Annotated in this window: 22 protein-coding genes; 16 read left to right on the top strand and 6 right to left on the bottom strand. The window is 68.2% G+C overall.

The window, feature by feature from the left end; all coding sequences use genetic code 11:
• The first annotated feature begins 4 nt into the window (after positions 1-4).
• The 5 genes from phnC to ACWGO6_RS11550 all read left to right on the top strand — a co-directional run bounded on the left by phnC (position 5) and on the right by ACWGO6_RS11550 (position 3,684).
• On the top strand, positions 5-829 hold the full coding sequence (gene phnC / locus ACWGO6_RS11570) for a phosphonate ABC transporter ATP-binding protein (protein ID WP_452326779.1): 825 nt from the start codon (positions 5-7) through the stop codon (positions 827-829).
• Positions 826-1,635 (top strand): phosphonate ABC transporter, permease protein PhnE, encoded by an 810-nt coding sequence (phnE, locus tag ACWGO6_RS11565; protein WP_452326778.1) that lies wholly within the window; start codon positions 826-828, stop codon positions 1,633-1,635. Before phnC ends, phnE (ACWGO6_RS11565) begins: the two co-directional genes overlap by 4 nt.
• Entirely contained in the window at positions 1,632-2,504 is an 873-nt protein-coding gene (gene phnE / locus ACWGO6_RS11560; protein WP_136041632.1) for a phosphonate ABC transporter, permease protein PhnE, read from the top strand. Before phnE (ACWGO6_RS11565) ends, phnE (ACWGO6_RS11560) begins: the two co-directional genes overlap by 4 nt.
• Positions 2,485-3,345 (top strand): MurR/RpiR family transcriptional regulator, encoded by an 861-nt coding sequence (locus ACWGO6_RS11555; RefSeq protein ID WP_452326777.1) that lies wholly within the window; start codon positions 2,485-2,487, stop codon positions 3,343-3,345. The genes phnE (ACWGO6_RS11560) and ACWGO6_RS11555 overlap by 20 nt, the downstream gene beginning before the upstream one ends.
• An 84-nt stretch (positions 3,346-3,429) precedes the next feature.
• A complete protein-coding gene (locus ACWGO6_RS11550) occupies positions 3,430-3,684 on the top strand; it encodes a hypothetical protein (protein ID WP_136041634.1) in 255 nt (84 codons plus the stop codon).
• 35 nt (positions 3,685-3,719) lie between these two features.
• Here ACWGO6_RS11550 and ACWGO6_RS11545 read toward each other — a convergent pair whose 3' ends face one another.
• Entirely contained in the window at positions 3,720-4,661 is a 942-nt protein-coding gene (locus tag ACWGO6_RS11545) for a LysR family transcriptional regulator (RefSeq protein ID WP_452326776.1), read from the bottom strand.
• 127 nt (positions 4,662-4,788) lie between these two features.
• On the opposite strand from ACWGO6_RS11545, the gene ACWGO6_RS11540 reads away from it, so the two are divergent.
• The 3 genes from ACWGO6_RS11540 to ACWGO6_RS11530 all read left to right on the top strand — a co-directional run bounded on the left by ACWGO6_RS11540 (position 4,789) and on the right by ACWGO6_RS11530 (position 7,250).
• The gene (locus tag ACWGO6_RS11540; RefSeq protein ID WP_452326775.1) at positions 4,789-5,793 is read left to right on the top strand and encodes a DUF1852 domain-containing protein; all 1,005 of its coding nucleotides are present in this window, start codon (positions 4,789-4,791) and stop codon (positions 5,791-5,793) included.
• 20 nt (positions 5,794-5,813) lie between these two features.
• Positions 5,814-6,851 carry a methionine synthase gene (locus ACWGO6_RS11535; protein WP_452326797.1) on the top strand — a complete coding sequence of 346 codons (1,038 nt, stop codon included), beginning with the start codon at positions 5,814-5,816 and terminating at the stop codon, positions 6,849-6,851.
• Positions 6,852-6,923: 72 nt separating this feature from the next.
• Positions 6,924-7,250, top strand: a complete 327-nt coding sequence (locus tag ACWGO6_RS11530) for a hypothetical protein (RefSeq protein WP_452326774.1) — start codon at positions 6,924-6,926, stop codon at positions 7,248-7,250.
• Positions 7,251-7,290: 40 nt separating this feature from the next.
• Here ACWGO6_RS11530 and ACWGO6_RS11525 read toward each other — a convergent pair whose 3' ends face one another.
• Positions 7,291-7,881 (bottom strand): small multidrug efflux protein, encoded by a 591-nt coding sequence (locus tag ACWGO6_RS11525; protein WP_376101097.1) that lies wholly within the window; start codon positions 7,879-7,881, stop codon positions 7,291-7,293.
• A 215-nt stretch (positions 7,882-8,096) separates the two neighbouring features.
• Here ACWGO6_RS11525 and ACWGO6_RS11520 point away from each other — a divergent pair, with 215 nt between their 5' ends.
• Together ACWGO6_RS11520 and ACWGO6_RS11515 are read left to right on the top strand one after the other, a co-directional pair.
• Positions 8,097-8,891 carry a helix-turn-helix domain-containing protein gene (locus ACWGO6_RS11520; protein WP_452326773.1) on the top strand — a complete coding sequence of 265 codons (795 nt, stop codon included), beginning with the start codon at positions 8,097-8,099 and terminating at the stop codon, positions 8,889-8,891.
• Between the two features lie 2 nt (positions 8,892-8,893).
• Positions 8,894-9,613 (top strand): GOLPH3/VPS74 family protein, encoded by a 720-nt coding sequence (locus ACWGO6_RS11515; RefSeq protein ID WP_452326772.1) that lies wholly within the window; start codon positions 8,894-8,896, stop codon positions 9,611-9,613.
• A gap of 52 nt (positions 9,614-9,665) precedes the next feature.
• Here ACWGO6_RS11515 and ACWGO6_RS11510 read toward each other — a convergent pair whose 3' ends face one another.
• Both ACWGO6_RS11510 and ACWGO6_RS11505 read right to left on the bottom strand, forming a co-directional pair.
• Positions 9,666-10,031, bottom strand: coding sequence for a cupin domain-containing protein (locus tag ACWGO6_RS11510; protein WP_029262391.1), 366 nt, complete (start codon positions 10,029-10,031; stop codon positions 9,666-9,668).
• 23 nt (positions 10,032-10,054) lie between these two features.
• Entirely contained in the window at positions 10,055-10,582 is a 528-nt protein-coding gene (locus tag ACWGO6_RS11505; RefSeq protein ID WP_452326771.1) for a DnaJ family domain-containing protein, read from the bottom strand.
• 63 nt (positions 10,583-10,645) lie between these two features.
• On the opposite strand from ACWGO6_RS11505, the gene ACWGO6_RS11500 reads away from it, so the two are divergent.
• From ACWGO6_RS11500 to ACWGO6_RS11485, 4 genes are read left to right on the top strand one after another with little or no spacing between them, the layout of a single operon-like run.
• Complete coding sequence (locus ACWGO6_RS11500; RefSeq protein WP_452326770.1) at positions 10,646-11,245, top strand: TetR/AcrR family transcriptional regulator; 600 nt, start codon at positions 10,646-10,648, stop codon at positions 11,243-11,245.
• Positions 11,246-11,285: 40 nt separating this feature from the next.
• Positions 11,286-11,624, top strand: a complete 339-nt coding sequence (locus ACWGO6_RS11495) for an ArsR/SmtB family transcription factor (protein ID WP_452326769.1) — start codon at positions 11,286-11,288, stop codon at positions 11,622-11,624.
• Position 11,625: 1 nt separating this feature from the next.
• Entirely contained in the window at positions 11,626-12,270 is a 645-nt protein-coding gene (locus ACWGO6_RS11490; RefSeq protein WP_452326768.1) for a dihydrofolate reductase family protein, read from the top strand.
• 9 nt (positions 12,271-12,279) lie between these two features.
• Positions 12,280-12,741 (top strand): SRPBCC domain-containing protein, encoded by a 462-nt coding sequence (locus ACWGO6_RS11485; RefSeq protein WP_452326767.1) that lies wholly within the window; start codon positions 12,280-12,282, stop codon positions 12,739-12,741.
• A gap of 21 nt (positions 12,742-12,762) precedes the next feature.
• On the opposite strand, the gene ACWGO6_RS11480 is transcribed toward ACWGO6_RS11485, so the two are convergent.
• Together ACWGO6_RS11480 and ACWGO6_RS11475 are read right to left on the bottom strand one after the other, a co-directional pair.
• Positions 12,763-13,071, bottom strand: a complete 309-nt coding sequence (locus ACWGO6_RS11480; protein WP_452326766.1) for a hypothetical protein — start codon at positions 13,069-13,071, stop codon at positions 12,763-12,765.
• Positions 13,072-13,088: 17 nt separating this feature from the next.
• A complete protein-coding gene (locus tag ACWGO6_RS11475) occupies positions 13,089-14,789 on the bottom strand; it encodes a long-chain-fatty-acid--CoA ligase (protein ID WP_452326765.1) in 1,701 nt (566 codons plus the stop codon).
• 209 nt (positions 14,790-14,998) lie between these two features.
• On the opposite strand from ACWGO6_RS11475, the gene ACWGO6_RS11470 reads away from it, so the two are divergent.
• On the top strand, positions 14,999-15,964 hold the full coding sequence (locus ACWGO6_RS11470) for a TIGR03885 family FMN-dependent LLM class oxidoreductase (RefSeq protein WP_452326764.1): 966 nt from the start codon (positions 14,999-15,001) through the stop codon (positions 15,962-15,964).
• Entirely contained in the window at positions 15,961-17,625 is a 1,665-nt protein-coding gene (locus ACWGO6_RS11465) for an alpha-amylase family protein (RefSeq protein WP_452326763.1), read from the top strand. The genes ACWGO6_RS11470 and ACWGO6_RS11465 overlap by 4 nt, the downstream gene beginning before the upstream one ends.

Genomic DNA, 17,625 nt, shown 5'->3' with positions numbered 1-17,625 from the left:
GAACATGCACACCGATCTGCATCGCGCGGAGGCCGGGGCCCTGCTCCCGGCCTCCGCGTCGTGGTCGATCCGTCTCGACGACGTCTCGGTCACCTATCCCAACGGCACCCGCGCCCTCCGCGGTGTGTCCCTCGACATCGCCGCCGGAGAGATGGTCTCCGTCGTCGGCCTCTCCGGTTCGGGCAAGTCCACGCTGATCCGTACGATCAACGGTCTCGTGCCCGTGACGAGCGGTACTGTCACCGTCGGTCCGCACGCGGTCACCGGCCTGCGCGGACGTCGGCTCCGCGAGACCCGAGGGCACATCGGCATGATCTTCCAGGGGTTCAACCTCGCCGACCGGGCCAGCGTGTACCGCAACGTGCTGGTCGGTCGGTTCGCCCATACCGCGACCTGGCGCACGGTGCTCGGCCTGAGCACGGCGCAGGATCGCGAGCTCGCCCTTCGCGCCCTCGACTCGGTCGGCATGCTCGAGAAGGTCTGGAGTCGTGCAGGGCAGCTCTCGGGAGGCCAGAAGCAGCGCGTCGCGATCGCCCGTGCTCTGACGCAGCAGCCCCGCGTCATGCTCGCCGACGAGCCGGTCGCCAGCCTCGACCCGCCCACTGCGCACGCCGTCATGCACGACCTGCGCCGCGTCAACCTCGACGAGCACCTCACCGTGCTCGTGAACATCCACCTCATGGACCTGGCGCGGCAGTACACGACGCGCATGATCGGTCTGCGGGCCGGAGAGGTCGTGTACGACGGGCCGGCAGCGGATGCCGCAGACCACGACTTCGAGCAGATCTACGGGCGTCCGATCCAGCCGAGGGATGTGCTCGGCGCATGACCACCGAAACCCGACCCCTCGTCGTTCCGCCCAAGCCCTCGTCGAGGCTGCGCACCGGTCTCGTCGTGCTGGCGTTCGCCGCGTTCACGGTCGCCACCTGCATCCCGGCGATCGGCGGCATCGAGCTGGACTTCGGCGCGCTCATCCGCAACTGGGACAACGGATCCGCGCTGCTCGTGCAGTTCCTGCAGCCGGACTTCTCGTTCCTGCCGCGCACGTTCGGGCCCATGCTCGAGACGCTCCAGATGGCGGTGGTCGGCGCGGCGGTGGCTGCGGTGATCTCCGTGCCGCTGACGCTGTGGGCCGCCGCCCCGACCAACCCGAACAGCCCGACCAGCATCGCGGTGCGGACCGTCATCAACGTCATCCGATCCGTCCCCGACCTCGTGTACGCGACCGTGCTGGTCGCGATGGTCGGCGTCGGTGCACTGCCCGGTCTCCTCACCCTGCTCCTCTTCGACATCGGCATCATCGTCAAGCTGGTGTCGGAGGCGATCGACTCCACCGATCTGCCGGTCATCGAGGCCGGACGTGCCACCGGCGGCAGCCAGACGCAGATCAACCGCAGCGTCGTCCTGCCGCAGACCTGGCCACTGTTCGCGAACCAGTGGCTGTACACCCTCGAGCTCAACGTGCGCATCTCCGCGATCCTCGGCATCGTCGGCGCCGGCGGCATCGGCCGACTCCTCGACGAACGGCGGGCGTTCTACGCCTACGACGACGTCGCGGTGATCGTGCTCGAGATCCTCGTCGTCGTCGTGCTCATCGAAGTGTTCTCGAACTTCCTGCGGAGGCGACTGGTATGACGCTCTCGACCACCGCGCGAGGCATCGGACTCGACCTGCCCCGGCATCCGTCCCGGCTCGTCCCGACAGTCGTCGCCGTCATCGTCGGCGTCGTGGTCCTGGCCGCGGCGGCAGGGCTCCCGATCCCGTGGAACGACCTCGGCGCGCTGCCCGCGCAGATCGCGCACTATCTGACGCTCATGTTCGCCGACCCCAACTGGGACAAGCTGCCCCAGGCGCTGTTCGAGACGTGGCGGTCGATCTCGATGGCATGGATCGGCGCGATCGGCTGCGTGATCGTGTCGATCCCGCTCGGCATGCTCGCCGCGAACAACGTCGGACCCGTCTGGGTGCGGCTCCCGCTGCGCGGGGTGTTCGCCGTGATCCGGGCTCTGCCCGAAGTCATCATCGCGCTGCTGCTGCTCACCGTCACCGGCCTCACCCCGTTCACCGGCGCGCTGGCGCTGGCGATCGCCGGAATCGGCACCCAGGCCAAGTGGGTCTACGAGACGGTCGAGTCGGTTCAGGAGGGCGCATCCGAGGCGGTCCGGGCCGCAGGGGGCAACACGGCGCAGGTCACGAGGTGGGCGCTCTGGCCTGCAGCGGCTCCGACCCTGCTGTCGTTCGCGCTCTACCGCTTCGAGATCAACATCCGCACCTCGGCGGTGCTCGGGCTCGTCGGCGCGGGTGGGATCGGCAGCATGCTCGCCAACTACACGAACTTCCGCGAGTGGGATACGGTCGGGATGCTGCTGATCGTGGTGGTTCTCGCGACGATGCTGATGGATACGGTCTCCGGTGCGATCCGCCGCCGGATCATGCGCGGCCCGCGGGTCAAGGCGATCGTGGAACCGAAGAAGGAGCGCGCCGATGTGGCAGGGACCCGCTGAGACACCGCCGACGGCCCGCATCGCGATGCTGGCGCCGTCGATGCAGCCGAGCGAGCGTCGGGTGGCCGAGGCGATCGCCGCGGATGTCGATCTCTCGATCGAGCGCACGGCGCAGGAGATCGCGGATGCCGTCGAGGTGGGCCGCACGACCGTGGTCCGCACCGCCCAGACCCTCGGCTACGACGGCTACCCGCAGCTGCGCGTGGCGCTCGCTCGGGAGCGGGCGAGTTCCGCACCCCCGCAGGACACCACCGCCGATGCCACGATGCTCGGGGCGCTGCGCGGTGCCGTCGACCGCTTCGCATCCCGCCTGGCCCACACGGTGTCCGCCGTCACCGAGGAGACCCTGGCGGCCTTCGTCGCCGAGCTCGACGGGGCGACGCGGCTGCTCGTCGCGGCCAACGGCCTCTCCGCACCGGTCGGAGCCGATCTCTCGATGCGCCTGACCTCCGCCGGGCGCCCTGCAGAGTACGTGGCGGACACCCTCGGTCAGCAGATCACCGCCTCGCAGCTCGGCGCCGGCTCCGCCTGCCTGGTCGTGTCCGGGTCGGGGGTGAACCGCGCATCGATCGACGTGGTGACGGCCGCCCGGGCGAGCGGTGCCCGTGTGCTCGCGATCACGTCGTTCCCGCGCTCGCCGGTCGCGGAGATGGCTGACGTGGCCCTCGTCGTCGCTCCGATCAACGACTCGTTCCGCGATGAGCTGCTGTACACCTCGCGCGCAGCGCTGATGCTCGTCACCGAGTCGGTCGTCGGTCTGCTGGTGAGCAGGCGAGGGGCGAGCGCCACGGCGGCCCAGCTGGCGACCTTCTCCGTGCTCGGCCACTCCCTGTCGGAGTAGTTGAGACGCTGCGGAGGATCCGCGCACGGTATCCCGCGATGCAGCCCTCACGTCATAATCGTTTTCTCCTTCGATGATCTTTTCGTGATCCTCTACAACGAGGGAGGCCCGCGCGAGGCCGCGCGGGCCGTTGCTCGCCAGCTTGTCGCCACTATGGATTCGTCGGATCCTGTCGAGATCCGGCGTGTGGTGAACCGCTACCTCGACCCAGAGGGATCGTGGTCAGGGGTCTTTGCCGAGACGATGATCAGAACGGGGGACTCTGCCACTGAATATCAACTCCGTGTCGACGCCGCGGAAGGCGCCCGATCGTTCCTGGACGAGCTCGAGAGCGCGTAACAATCCGCCGCGGCACGCCGCTCATCCCGACAAGCTCACCCGAGCAGTGTCACACCGAAGCTCGAGACGACGGTGCGCAGTTCGGCGAGGTAGCGCTGCGCCTGCTCGGTGAGCGGGATCGCGGAGTGGCCGATCCAGCCGATCTCGATGCGCTCGTCGACGTCGAGCGGGATGGCGACGATCTCGGGGTCGAGGTCGTCGCTGATGATTCCCGTCGAGATGGTGTACCCGTCGAGTCCGATCATGAGGTTGAAGATGGTCGCGCGGTCGGAGACGCGGATGTCCTGCGGGCTCGAGAGCGTCGAGAGGATCTCCTCGGCGAAGTAGAAGGAGTTGTTCGCGCCCTGATCGAAGGTCAGGCGCGGCACCTCGGCGAGGTCGTCGAGGGTCACGCGATCCCGCGAGGCGAGGGGGTTCTTGCGGGAGATGAAGATGTGCGGTTCGGCGACGAAGAGCGGATGGAACGTGAGTCCGGAGTCGCGGAGCAGCTTGTCGATGACGTTGCGGTTGAAGTCGTTGCGGTAGAGGATCCCCAACTCGCTGCGGAGGGTGCGGACGTCTTCGATGATGTCCCACGTGCGGGTCTCCCGAAGCGAGAACTCGTACTCGGCCGCCGAGGTCGCCTTCACCATCCGGACCAGCGCGTCGACCGCGAACGAGTAGTGCTGCGTCGAGACCCCGAGCAGGCGTCGTGACGGAGGCCGGTCGAGGTAGCGCTGTTCGAGGAGCGCGACCTGCTCGACGACCTGCCTGGCGTACCCCAGGAACTCCACGCCATCCGTGGTGAGGGTCACGCCGCGGGCGGAGCGGAGGAGGAGCATGCGGCCCACTCGGCTCTCGAGGTCTTTCATCGCCGCCGACATCGTGGGCTGCGAGACGTAGAGCAGGTCCGCGGCGGCACTGATCGATCCTTCCGCGGCGACCTCGATGTAGTAGGTGAGCTGCTGCAGTGTGATGCCGCTCGAACGCTTGACCATAGCCTCAGACTATGCCATGGCATAGCCGCCGAGTATTTCCCGATAGGGGTGCTCAGGTCGCACCATGGAGGCATCCCCTTTCGCGAGGCCGAGCCCGGCCGATCAGCGCACCGATTGGCACCCCCTCATGGCTCACGACTTCACGTTCCGCATCACGACGACCCGCTTCGACGAGGACTATTCGCCGTCGGACAACTCCCGCATCACCACGAACTTCGCCAACCTGGCGCGCGGTGAACACCGTCAGCAGAACCTCCGCAACGCTCTGACGATGATCGACCGTCGGTTCAACGATCTCGCGGGCTGGGACAACCCGGAGGGGGACCGCTACACCCTCGAACTCGAGATCGTCTCCGTCGCGGTCCAGTTCGCCGCAGCGGGAGAGGATCAGGAGTTCCCACTGCTCGAGGTCCTCGACATCCAGATCGTCGACCGGCTGACCGGAAAGCGCAGCCACGGGATCGTGGGGAACAACTTCTCGTCCTACGTGCGCGATTTCGACTTCAGCGTGCGGCTCCCGGCGGCGACCGCAGCAGCAGGAGGGTTCACCGTTCCCTCCGACTTCGGCGACCTGCACGGCAAGCTCTTCCAGCACTTCCTCGACTCGGAGGCCTACCGGGAGCGCTTCACGGTGTCGCCCGTGATCTGCATCAGCGTCTCGACCAGCAAGACCTACCGTCGCACCGAGAACCACCACCCGATCCTCGGTGTCGAGTACGAGCAGAAAGACCCTTCGCTGACCGACGAGTACTTCGGGAAGATGGGCCTCTCGGTCCGGTACTTCATGCCGCGCGGCAGCGTCGCGCCGCTGGCGTTCTACTTCCGCGGCGACCTGCTCGGCGACTACACGAACCTGCAGCTCATCGGCACGATCAGCACGATGGAGACGTTCCAGAAGATCTACCGACCGGAGATCTACAACGCCAACTCGGCCGCCGCGAAGGTCTATCGGCCGACGCTCGAGCAGCAGGACTACTCGGTGACGAAGATCGCCTACGATCGCGACGAGCGCAGTCGGCTCGCGGCCGAGCAGGGGAAGTACGCGGAAGAGCACCTCGTGAAGCCGCATGGCGACCTCCTCGAGCAGTGGGCCGCCGGCTACTCCGCCGACTCCCTGGTCTCCGTCGCATGAGCAACGGAGAATCGCCGATCGTGAACACGCTCCTGCCCGCCTCGATCGTCGGCAGCCTGCCCAAGCCCTCCTGGCTCGCGCAGCCGGAGACCCTCTGGTCTCCCTGGAAACTGGAGGGCGAGGCACTGGCCGAGGGCAGGCAGGATGCGCTGCGCATCGCCGTCCAGGAGCAGCGACTCGCGGGCCTCGACATCATCAGCGACGGGGAGCAGACCCGTCAGCACTTCGTCACGACCTTCATCGAGCATCTGTCCGGCGTCGACTTCGACCAGCGGGAGACAGCCCGGATCCGCGACCGCTACGACGCCAGCGTGCCGACGGTCGTCGGTGCCGTGGGCCGGGAGAAGCCCGTGTTCGTGGAGGACGCGAAGTTCCTCCGCCAGCAGACCGATCAGCCGATCAAGTGGGCACTGCCCGGTCCGATGACGATGATCGACACGCTCTACGACCGCCACTACAAGAGCCGCGAGAAGCTGGCCTGGGAGTTCGCGACGATCCTCAACCAGGAGGCGAGGGAACTCGAGGCGGCGGGCGTCGACATCATCCAGTTCGACGAGCCGGCTTTCAACGTGTTCTTCGACGACGTGCGGGACTGGGGAGTCGCGGCACTCGAGAGGGCGGCCGAGGGACTGCGCGCGGAAACCGTGGTGCACATCTGCTACGGCTACGGGATCAAGGCGAACACCGACTGGAAGGCGACGCTCGGGGCGGAGTGGCGGCAGTACGAGACGTCGTTCCCGCTGCTGCAGCGCTCGAGCATCGACACCATCTCGCTGGAGAGCCACCACTCCCACGTTCCCCTCGACCTCGTCGAGCTCATCCGGGGCAAGAAGGTCATGCTCGGAGCCATCGACGTCGCCAGCCAGACGATCGAGACCCCGGAAGAGGTCGCGGACACTCTCCGCAATGCTCTCCGCTTCGTCGATGCCGACAAGCTCGTGCCGAGCACGAACTGCGGTTTGGCGCCGTTGCCGCGTGACGTCGCCCGCGGCAAACTGCGCGCGCTCACCGCGGGCGCTGCTCTTCTTCGCGAAGAGCTCGGTGCCGTCGACAGCTGACTGCCGCTAGCACCCGTCGGATGAGCGGGCAAGGGGCGCGGGGATACGGCCCACGTGGCGTAGAACGGCAGTATGCGAGCGATCCTGTATGGCGGCGAGGTGTTCCTGACCGGCGACGACATCGCGGATGCCCTGCTGGCGTACGGACGTGCGCTGGGGGAGGACGAGCGCGCGGAGATCATCGAGATACCGGTGCGGGAGCAGGACGGCACCGTCGTGTCGGCGAAGTTCCTGATCGGTCCGGCCAGCCAGATCGTGGCGAAGGCGATCAGCAGCAGCGCACCGGAGTTGAAGGATCCCGAACTGGTCCGTCACCTGCAGGCGCTCACCCGCGGCGTCGAGTCTCCGTCGGGGCCGCCCCTGGACCCACCCGAAACCCCGGAGTACGAACTCGGCTGAAGGTGTCACTGCGGCCGTGTAGCGGCCGCTCCATACGCTGTCACCATCCGAGGAGGGCGAGTGCGCCCGTCGCCGCGACGGCGATCAGACTCGTCCACAAGACGATCGCGACGACCTGCCACAGAATCACCCAGCGTCTGCTGACGCCGGATCCCACGAAGAACGCGGCCGTCAGCATCGTGGGAAGGGCAAGCGGAGCCAGGATGCTCGCGCCGGGAACGCCGAAGCGCACCAGCCAGCGTCGAAGCCTGGCCCGTCCTTTGGTCTTCCGTGAGGGCTTCTCCGGATCCCCGTCTCCCGGCGAAGTTCCGCCGGCATCCGTCCCCGAGCCTGCGCCGCCGACGAGCGAGGGCTCGAGACGATGCGCTTCGGTCCGAGCGGCTTTCCGCGCCACGACGCCCTCTCGTACGCGCGAGCCGAGGAAGACCACTCCGATCACGCACAGGATGTTCCCCGCCGCTCCCGCGACGGCGGCGACGATCGGGTCGATGCCCGCGAGGATGCCGAGGCCGGCGGCGCCCTCACCCTCGATGTAGGGGATCGCGCCCGCCAGCATGACGAGAAGCGGCTGCAGGAACTCCGGAAGCTGGTCGATGGCGTTCTGCAGCCATTCGTAGGGGTTGTCCACCATGGCGGTCTCTCTTTCTCTGTTCAGGCGCGGGCTCTTCAGCGCGGGCTCGCGGCCGCGGGGTGCGAGAAGCAGTACAGACCCTGTTCACAGCACAGGGTCAAGCGCCTCGGAAGACCGACTGCGGGGTATTGACCCTGTTGTGAGAACAGGGTCTTGAATGGGGTGGAACGCCGCGGCCGAGGCCCGGCCATGAACGTCGACAGAAGGGATGGGCGATGCCCTGGAGCACGAGTGAACTCGCCGAGCTGGCGGGGACGACCGTGAACACGGTGCGTCACTACCACCGCTCCGGCCTGCTCGAGGAGCCGGAGCGGATGTCGAACGGCTACAAGCAGTACCGCGCCCGACACCTCGTCCGGCTGCTGCAGATCCGCCGGCTCCGCGACCTCGGCGTCCCGTTGGCCCAGATCGAGTCGGTCGGCGCCGGCGGTGACACCCCGAAAGCGGCGCTGCTGGCGATCGATGCCGATCTCGCCGCGAGCATCGAGCGGTTGCAGCGTGCCCGGGCAGAGATCCGCGCCATCGTCGACGGAACGTCCACGACCGACCTGCCCGCGGGCTTCGAGGACGTCGCGGGAAGGCTGTCGACGCCCGAGCGGTCGCTCATGCTCGTGTACGAGCAGCTCTACGATCCGGCGGCGATGGCGGATCTGCGCACGATGGTCGAGACCGAATCCGACGACGGGAGTGCGGAGTTCGAAGCACTCCCGGTCGATGCGGACGAAGAGACCCGTCAACGCATCGCCGAGATGTTCGCGCCGGTGATCGCGCAGCACCTCACCGACTACCCCTGGCTCATTGACCAGAGCGAGCACCTGTCGAAGGGGGCGCACGTCACGGCGCAGGCATTCTTTGAGACCTTCACCGAGCTGTACAACGAGGCGCAACTCGACGTCCTCGGCCGAGCATCCGTGCTCGCGCGGGAGCAGGCGTCGGGGTCGCGCTCCTCACCGAGCGCCGATGCCGCACACGATGCCGCACGCGATGCCGCACACGACGAAAGAGAGTGACCATGACGGACCAGCGCGATGCCCGATCCACGGACGATTCCGCGAGCCCGCACCTCGGTGACCCCCTGTTCGTCGAAGACGTGATGCTCCTGCTCTTCCAACCCGACTCGGGCTCGATCGCGGGGGAGAACATCCTCTTCTATGTGCTCGGCGGCGCCGCTCTGGGCGACCTGGCGCTGCAGGAGCGGATCGAGGTGCGCAAAGAGGGCGCGCTCACGAACCGCATCCACGCGCTCGAATCCCACGCTGCGCCCGACGAGGTGCTCGCGCCCGCGCTCGAGTACATCGAACAGAAGCCGCGGGATGTGCAGACGGTGCTCGCGGCGATCGGCCCGAACCTCCGCGCGCCGGTCCTCGATCGCCTCGTGGAGCGCGGCGACCTCACGAGAGAACAGGGCAGATCGCTCGGCATCTTCCCGACCACGAAGCTCGCCCTGGGAAGCGACCGACGCGCCGCGCTGATCGAGCGGGTGCGCTCCGTCCTCACGGACGGCGAGACACCCGACACCCGGACTGCCGCGAGCATCGCCCTCCTCTCCGCGAGCGGAACACTGCCGCAGTTCAACGGTGAGATCCCGTGGAGCGGAGACGTCTACACCCGCGCCAAGACGATCGAGCGTGGCGACTGGGGTGCGGCCGCAGCCGCGGAGGCCGTGACCCGCACGATGAGCGCCGTCCTCTCGAACGCCCTCATCGCCGCCTTCGCGCTCCCCAGGACGTGAGGCGTCGGCTCACGGCTCACGGCGCACGGCGCTCGGCTGAGCCGTAATGACCTCAGTCGAACTCGTGCAGGTCGGAGGTCATGTCGCCGCCGGCGTCTCCGGTGTTCACTGTGCCCTTTGGCTCGAACAGGATCGCGTGCACCTCGTCCGTCGCCTTCGGGCAGTGCTCGACTCCGCGCGGCACGACGAACACGTCGTTCGGGTTCAGCACGACATCCCGATCACGCAGCTGGATCGTCAGCTGGCCGCTCACGACCATGAACAGCTCGTCGGTGTCGGGGTGGGTGTGCCAGACGAATTCACCCTGCAGCTTGACCACCTTGACGTCGTAGTCGTTGATGCTGGTGAGTCGATGCGGCTGCCAGTGCTCGTCGATGGTGGAGAGGGCTTCGAGCACGTTGCGAACATCGTCTGCCATACGTCTCAGCGTAGTCGCGGCACCTATTGACGGCGTTCCCGATGGCCGCGGCGGCGACGACGTGAGGGGCTGACGACGTCCTGCAGGCGCTGCCGCTCGCGTGCGTCCGTCGCGCGCTGCGCTCGGCGATCAGCCCATGCTCGAACAGTCTCGTCCACGTCACGCGGCATGGTCACCAGTGGCGGGCCATCGGACAGGTCGTATCGGGCGCGGATGACTCGTCGGTTGAATTCCTCGACCTCGCGGCGAACCTCGTTCTCGCCCGAACATAGGTCGAGTCGCGCGTCGAGCGCCGCGTCGTCCTTGCGAAGCTGGATCGATGACGGCAGTACGACGAAGCCCTCTCTCCGCATGAGCCTCTTGAACCACCAATCCGAGTCGTGGCTGTCGGAGAGATCGATCGGGTGGCCGCTGCCGGGGAGGTCGTCGAACTCGCCGCGCTCGATCGCACGACGGATCTGAAGGTCCGCGAGCAGGGCGATGGCGACCTCGGTGTCGATCGGCATCGCATACGGGTTGAAGAAGGCAGCGGGCTGTTGGCGGTACGTCATCGCGTCCTCCCCGTCTTTTGCAGGTCAACTGTATTATGTCATCTGTATTGGAAAGGATGACGGATGCCCAAACAGGTGGACCACGGAGAGCGGCGGCAGCAGATCGCGCACGCTCTCTGGAAGGTCGTCGACGAGCAGGGGTGGGGGCGGGCGACGATGCGGGTGGTGGCGCAGGAGGCCGGAGTCTCGCTCGGGCAGCTCCAGCACTATTTCTCATCGCGCCGCGAGATGCTCACCTTCGCCCGGCAGCTCGCGGCCGAAGGGACGGCCGATCGCGTCGCTCGGGCCTCGAGTTCTCTACCGCGCGCGCCGCATACCCGGGAGGCTCTGGAGATTGCCCTGATCGAGTTACTCCCTCTCCGGGCCGACTCCCGCGCGACGAGTCGCCTGCACGCCGCCTTCGTTCTCGAGGCGCTGCACGACCCGCAGCTGCACGACCAGGCGCGAACCGGCTTGCAGGCCGGACGTGACGGGATCGAACGGATCATCCGGAGCGCGATCGAAGACGGCTCGATCGCGGGCGAGCGCGACGCGGTCGTCGAGACCGATCTGCTGCTCTCGTTGAGCGGCCTCGCGCCCCTGCTTGATCTCGGCGTGATCACTGCGGATGCTGCTCGCACGGCGATCCGCGTCCATCTGGATCGGCTCTTCTCCGCCGGGTGAATGGTTGACGCCCAACTCATCCATCGTGATACTTAGGTGCATGCCTAAGTATCACGATCGGATCGATGCCGTGCTCCGCGCTCTCGCGGACCCCACGCGTCGCGCCATCGTGGAACGGCTGGCGAAATCGCCCGCTGTCGTCTCCGATCTCGCGGCTCCGTTCGACATGGCATTGCCGTCGTTCATGCAGCACCTGAGCGTGCTCGAGGGCGCCGGGGTCGTGACGTCGGAGAAGCTCGGGCGGGTGCGCACCGTGAGCCTGCGACCGGGCGCCCTGGACGTGCTGCACCTGTGGCTCGGCGAGCAGCGCACGCCCGCGGAGCACCAGGCCGACCGCCTCGGCATCCACCTCGCTCGCCCGGCCCCGAAGGAGAACTGACATGACCCGTGTCCGCCTGGACCTGTTCACCTCGCTGGACGGCTACACGCCGTCGGACGCGACCCCCGAGAATCCGATGGGCGAGGACTGGGCGCGCCTCACCGCCGCGTACGCCGCCACCCGCACGTTCCGCCGGAACATCTTCGGCGACGCCAGCGGCGCGGGCACGACCGGCATCGACGACCGCTATGCGGCGGCGTTCTTCGACGGCGTCGGCTCCGAGATCATGGGTGCCGGCATGTTCGGACTCCATTCCTTCCCCGACGATCCGGAATGGAAGGGCTGGTGGGGCGACACGCCCCCGTTCGGCACCGCGGTCTACGTGCTCACTCACAGTGCACCCCGCGCGCCGCTTCCGATGAACGGCGGAACCACCTTCCACTTCCGCGACGCCCCGATTGAAGAGGTGCTCGCCGAGGCGAAGGAGGCCGCCGGCGGCCTCGACGTGCGGGTCGGCGGAGGGTACCGAACAGCGCGGGACTTCCTGCGCGCGGGCCTGGTCGACGACCTGCACCTGATGGTCACCCCGATCTTCCTCGGACGCGGGCATCGGCTGTGGGACGATCTGGTCGGCTTCGAGCACACCCACGAGGTGACGAGCGAGGTCGCCGAGAGCGGTGTGATCCACGTCACCCTGGCTCGATAGGAGGCGGCGATGACGATCGAACGCCGACTCGCGCACTCCGGATTCACCCTGACCCGCGACTACCCCGCGCCCCTCGACCGCGTCTGGGCCGCGTTCGCCGACGAGGACAGCAAGCGGAGCTGGTGGGGCGACGCCGACCGAATCCGCACCCGGGAGTGGGTGTTCGACTTCCGGGTCGGCGGACGCGATATCGACGAGGGCAAGTTCCACGGCGGGCCCGTCTCGCGATACGAGGCGACGTACACCGACATCGTCGAGCACGTCCGCATCGTCACGACATACGACATGTGGCTCGACGGGGCGCACATGTCGACGTCCGTGGCTTCCCTGGAGTTCGAGCCGATCGATGCCGGTACGCGCTTCACGCACACGGAGCATGGCGTCTTCTTCGACCAGTTCTGGGCGGACGGGCAGGGTCGTGAGGCGGGGACGCGCGGTCTCCTCGACGCGCTGGGCCGCCACCTCGCATGATCGCGAGGCGGCGGGACGGGATCAGCGGATGAGCAGTGCCACCACGGCGATGATGGCGGCGATCGCCACGACCAGCGCAGCCCAGCCCGCCCAGCTCTCCCGGGGAGGGCGTCCCAGCGCTGCGGGCGTGCCCAGCCGGACGCGGATGGCGTCCGCTTCGGCTTCGAGCTCCTCCTCGCCGTAGTCCGGGGGGAGTGTGGCGAGCGTCCCGCGCAGTCTCTCCCGCGCGATCACCTCGAGGGCGGCCTGGATCTCGGCCAGCCGGCGCTCCAGCTCCGCCCGCTCCCCCCGCTCCGGGGGAGGGTCCTCGCGGTGCTCTTGGTCGCTCACCGGGTCAGCCGTCGGTCTCAGCGCCCCGCGAGCAGCTGATCCCGCACCTGGCGACGCAGCACCTTGCCGATGAGCGACCGGGGCAGGTCGTCGACGGCGGTGATGCGGCGCGGCACCTTGTAGGGCGTGAGCCGGGTGCGGCAGAAGTCGCGCAGCGCATCCACATCGAGGGCGGCGCCCTCGCGGAGCACGACCGCGGCGGCGACATCCTCTCCACCGTGGGGTCTCGGAAGCCCGACGACGGCCGCGGCGGTGACATCCGGGTGCGCGACGAGCGCGTCCTCCACCTCGCTGGGCGACACGTTGAAGCCGCCCGTGATGATGAGCTCCTTGAGGCGGTCGACGATGCTCACGAACCCGTCGGTCGAGACCTCGGCGATGTCCCCGGTGCGGAGCCAGCCGTCGGCCAGCAGCGCATCCGCCGTCTCACCCGGACGCCCCCAATAGCCCTGGAAGACCTGCGGGCCGCGGATGAGGAGCTCCCCGCGCTCGCCGGCCGGCTTGTCGACGTCCGTGTCCTCCGGGTCGACGACGCGGATCTCCGTGCTCGGGAAGGGCACGCCGACGGTGCCCGGGCGACGGGTCGGCCCCATCGGATTGCCGAGCGCCACCGGCGAGCTCTCGGTCATGCCGTAGCCCTCGACGAGCAGGCCCCCGGTCGCCTCTTCCCACGGCTGCACCGTGGCGATCGGAAGGCTCATCGCGCCGGAGATCGCGAAGCGCACCGTCGAGAGGTCGATGGTGCCACGCGCGGCCGCTCGTGCCAGCGCGTCGTAGATGGGCGGTACGGCAGGGAGGAAGGTGGGCGGGGTCGAGCGCGCCGCCGCCGTGACCAGCCCCAGATCGAACGCGGGGAACAGGACGAGCCGTGCGCCGATGCTCATCGCGAACGTGAGGCACAGCGTCATGCCGTAGGCGTGGAACAACGGCAGCACGCCGTAGAACGTCTCCTGTCCGTCGACGAGGCCTGGCACCCACGCTTGTCCCTGCATCGCATTGGCCCGAAGGTTCGAGTGGGTGAGGATCGCCCCCTTCGGGACGCCCGTCGTGCCGCTCGTGTACTGCAGCAGCGCGGTGTCGTCCAACGCGGGACCGGGCACGCGCCGGGAGAGATGTCGGTGGTCGACCAGGCTCTTCCAGGAGACGAGATGTCGTGCCTTCGGTGTGCCGGTCAGCTTCGCCCTCGCCTCACGCGCCTTGGGCAGCGGCAGGCGGAGCGCCACGCGCTTCGACAGCGGCATCGCTGCGGTGATGTCGACGCTCACGATGTGCTCGACCTTGAGATCGGCGGGAAAACCGGCGACCATGTCGGCGGCCTTGTCCCACACGATGGCGACCCGCGCACCGTGATCCTCGAACTGGTGTCGCAACTCGCGGGGTGTGTAGAGAGGGTTGTGCTCGACCACGATCGCACCGAGGCGGAGGGTCGCGTAGAAGGCCACGACGTGCTGCGGGCAGTTGGGCAGCACCAGCGCGACCCGGTCGCCCTTGCCGACCCCGAGCCGCCGCAGACCCTCCGCTGCGCGCGCGACCTGATCTCCGAGGTCCCGGTACGTCGTGACCGCCCCGAAGAAATCGAGTGCCGGACGCCGGCCGAACGCCTTCACGCTCGCCGACAGCATCTGGGGCAGGGTCTGCGTCGGTTCGTCGATCTCTGCGGGGACGCCCGCCGCGTACGAGTCGAGCCAGGGTCGCGATTCCAGGGGATGGGCGCTCATGAGTCCATCCTGCCCGGGAACGACGTCGTCCGCGGTCCCACTTGCAGGACCGATTCACGGATGTCGGGAGATCCGACGGCGATTCGTCCTGCAACCGTGAAACCGTCCTGCATCTGTACCCGAAGGCGACGAACCACGGGCATTTTCGCAGGCCGCCCGCCAGGTGTCCACCACTATCGGGCCTCCTCGTTCGTTGGAAGACTCGGCGCATGGTGTTCATCGGATTCCACGCCTCGCACGAGCAGATCCCGCCGAGCGCGCTCCTCGACGCCGTGATCGGTGCCGAGGGTGCCGGTTTCGACGGGGCGATGTGCTCCGACCACCTCGCGCCGTGGACTCCGGGCCAAGGCGAGTCCGGGTTCGCGCTGAGCTGGATCGCGGCAGCGCTCGCGCGCACGCGGTTCTCGATCGGCATGGTCAATGCGCCGGGGCAGCGATACCACCCGGTGATGATCGCGCAGGCCTTCGCGACCCTGGAGGAGATGTTCCCCGGACGATTCTGGGCGGCGATGGGGAGCGGCGAAGCCGTCAACGAGCACGTGACCGGAGAAGGATGGCCGCCGAAGCCCGTCCGCAACGAACGCCTGCGGGAGAGCGTCGACGTGATCCGGCGTCTGATGGACGGCGAAGAGGTCGACCACGACGGCCTCGTGCGCGTGCATCGAGCCAGGGTCTGGAGCCGGCCGGCAGAGCCACCGCCGCTGTTCGCGACCGCGGTGAGCGCCGAGACCGCCGCCTGGGCGGCGTCGTGGGCGGATGGCCTCGCGACGGTCATCCAAGATCCGGCGGCCCTGCACCGCGTCGTGCGGAGTTACCGCGACGCGGGCGGCACGGGCCCCTGCATCCTGCAGGTGCATCTCAGCCTGGCTCAGAGTGACGACGCCGCGTTCGCGATCGCCCGCGAGGAGTGGAAGAACGGCCTGCTCTCGCCCCCGGTCACCTGGGATCTCGAGCAGCCGGAGGACTTCGAGGCCGCCGTGGCAGGGCTCGACGAGCAGGGGCTGCGGAAGTCCGTCCTGATCGACCATGACGCGTCGTCGCTGGCCGGCCGCATCGCCGACCTGGCGGGGATCGGCTTCGACCGCGTGTATCTGCACCACGTCGGCACCGACCAGTCGCGGTTCCTCGAGGTCGCGGCATCCGAACTGATCCCCGACCTGAAGGAGCGACTGTGAAGATCACCGACACCAGCGACCTGTGGTGGAAGACCGCCGTGGTCTACTGCCTCGATGTCGAGACCTTCCTCGACTCCGACGGCGACGGCGTCGGCGACCTGCAGGGGCTCGCGCGGCGGATCGACTACCTCTCGCAACTGGGTGTGACCTGCCTCTGGCTGATGCCGTTCTACCCGACGCCGGATCGCGACGATGGCTACGACGTCAGCGACTTCTACGGAGTCGACCCCCGCCTCGGCACCCACGGCGACCTCGTCGAGGTGATCCGCACCGCACGCGACCGCGGGATGCGGGTGATCGTCGACCTGGTGATCAACCACACATCCGACCGGCATCCCTGGTTCCTCGCCGCCAAGCGCAGCGTCGACTCGCCGTACCGCGACTATTACGTGTGGCGCAGCGACCCGCCTCCGAAAGGGCAGAAGAACGCGGTGTTCCCCGGGCAGGCGAACGGCATCTGGGGAAAGGACGAGAAATCCGGCCAGTGGTACCAGCACAGCTTCTACGAACACCAGCCCGACCTCAACATCGCGAACCCGCGCGTGCGCGACGAGATCGCGAAGGTCATCGGATTCTGGCTGCAGCTGGGCATCTCCGGTTTCCGGGTCGATGCGGTGCCGTTCCTGCTGGAGATCCCGGAGGGGGCCGACATCCCCGAGCCGCACGACCTGCTGCGCGACATCCGTCGCTTCCTGCAGCGTCGGTCGAGCGAAGCCATCCTGCTGGGAGAGGTGAACCTGCCGTACGAGGAGCAGCTGAAGTACTTCGGGGGCGATGAGGGTGACGAGCTCACCATGCAGTTCGACTTCGTGGGGATGCAGGCGCTGTACCTGTCGTTCGCCCGCAAGGATCCTGCCCCGCTGATCGCCGCGCTGCGTGCGCGCCCCGCACTCGGATCGGAGGTGCAGTGGGCGAACTTCCTGCGCAACCACGACGAGCTGACCCTCGACAAGCTCGGCGACGCCGAACGGCAGGAGGTGTTCGAGGCCTTCGCCCCGGACGAACGGCAGCGCGTGTTCGGGCGAGGGATCACACGCCGTCTCCCGCCCATGTTCGAAGGCGATCCGCGCCGGATCCGCATGGCGTACAGCCTGCTCTTCACGCTGCCCGGCACTCCCGTGCTGTTCTACGGCGAGGAGATCGGCATGGGCGAGAACATCGAGATCGCCGGCCGTGAATCCGTGCGCACCCCGATGCAGTGGTCCACGGACCGCAACGGAGGATTCTCGGATGCCGCGCCCCGGCGGCTCGTCTCCCCGCCGCCCGCGGACGGCTACGCGCCGGAGCACGTCAACGTGGCCGACCAGCTCGAGGACAGCGGGTCGCTGTTGTCCTTCATCCGTGCCCTCACCTCGCGCTACCGCATCTCGCCGGAGCTGGGGTGGGGCACGCTCGAGGTGATCGATCAGCCTGCCGAGTCTCTCCTGGTGCACTCGCTCGCCGCCGACGTCGGTCGTGTCATCGCGGTGCACAACTTCGCCGAGGTGCCGGTGACGACGACCTTCTCGCTGTCCGACGAGCCCGAGGGCGCGACCCTCCTCGACCTTCTCGAGCCCTCGCATCTGCCGCTCGGCCCCGGTGGCACGGCCGAGCTCGAAGTACCGGCCTACGGGTATCGGTGGCTTCGCGTCTCGCGGCCCGGCGACGGACGAGTGATCTGA

The organism is Microbacterium sp. NPDC055665, assembly GCF_053618035.1.
Note: the sequence above shows the minus strand (reverse complement) of the source record. Positions and strands in the feature narration are given on the sequence as shown.

Excerpts from the sequence above, each read along its gene's own strand:
- ACWGO6_RS11495 (WP_452326769.1), top strand. The coding sequence starts at position 11,286 with ATGCCTAAGTATCACGATCGGATCGATGCCGTGCTCCGCGCTCTCGCG.
- ACWGO6_RS11525 (WP_376101097.1), bottom strand. The coding sequence starts at position 7,881 with ATGGTGGACAACCCCTACGAATGGCTGCAGAACGCCATCGACCAGCTT.
- ACWGO6_RS11500 (WP_452326770.1), top strand. The coding sequence starts at position 10,646 with ATGCCCAAACAGGTGGACCACGGAGAGCGGCGGCAGCAGATCGCGCAC.
- phnE (WP_136041632.1), top strand. The coding sequence starts at position 1,632 with ATGACGCTCTCGACCACCGCGCGAGGCATCGGACTCGACCTGCCCCGG.
- ACWGO6_RS11470 (WP_452326764.1), top strand. The coding sequence starts at position 14,999 with ATGGTGTTCATCGGATTCCACGCCTCGCACGAGCAGATCCCGCCGAGC.
- ACWGO6_RS11505 (WP_452326771.1), bottom strand. The coding sequence starts at position 10,582 with ATGACGTACCGCCAACAGCCCGCTGCCTTCTTCAACCCGTATGCGATG.
- phnC (WP_452326779.1), top strand. The coding sequence starts at position 5 with ATGCACACCGATCTGCATCGCGCGGAGGCCGGGGCCCTGCTCCCGGCC.
- ACWGO6_RS11545 (WP_452326776.1), bottom strand. The coding sequence starts at position 4,661 with ATGGTCAAGCGTTCGAGCGGCATCACACTGCAGCAGCTCACCTACTAC.
- ACWGO6_RS11540 (WP_452326775.1), top strand. The coding sequence starts at position 4,789 with ATGGCTCACGACTTCACGTTCCGCATCACGACGACCCGCTTCGACGAG.
- ACWGO6_RS11515 (WP_452326772.1), top strand. The coding sequence starts at position 8,894 with ATGACGGACCAGCGCGATGCCCGATCCACGGACGATTCCGCGAGCCCG.
- ACWGO6_RS11555 (WP_452326777.1), top strand. The coding sequence starts at position 2,485 with ATGTGGCAGGGACCCGCTGAGACACCGCCGACGGCCCGCATCGCGATG.
- ACWGO6_RS11520 (WP_452326773.1), top strand. The coding sequence starts at position 8,097 with ATGCCCTGGAGCACGAGTGAACTCGCCGAGCTGGCGGGGACGACCGTG.
- phnE (WP_452326778.1), top strand. The coding sequence starts at position 826 with ATGACCACCGAAACCCGACCCCTCGTCGTTCCGCCCAAGCCCTCGTCG.
- ACWGO6_RS11485 (WP_452326767.1), top strand. The coding sequence starts at position 12,280 with ATGACGATCGAACGCCGACTCGCGCACTCCGGATTCACCCTGACCCGC.
- ACWGO6_RS11510 (WP_029262391.1), bottom strand. The coding sequence starts at position 10,031 with ATGGCAGACGATGTTCGCAACGTGCTCGAAGCCCTCTCCACCATCGAC.
- ACWGO6_RS11530 (WP_452326774.1), top strand. The coding sequence starts at position 6,924 with ATGCGAGCGATCCTGTATGGCGGCGAGGTGTTCCTGACCGGCGACGAC.
- ACWGO6_RS11490 (WP_452326768.1), top strand. The coding sequence starts at position 11,626 with ATGACCCGTGTCCGCCTGGACCTGTTCACCTCGCTGGACGGCTACACG.
- ACWGO6_RS11475 (WP_452326765.1), bottom strand. The coding sequence starts at position 14,789 with ATGAGCGCCCATCCCCTGGAATCGCGACCCTGGCTCGACTCGTACGCG.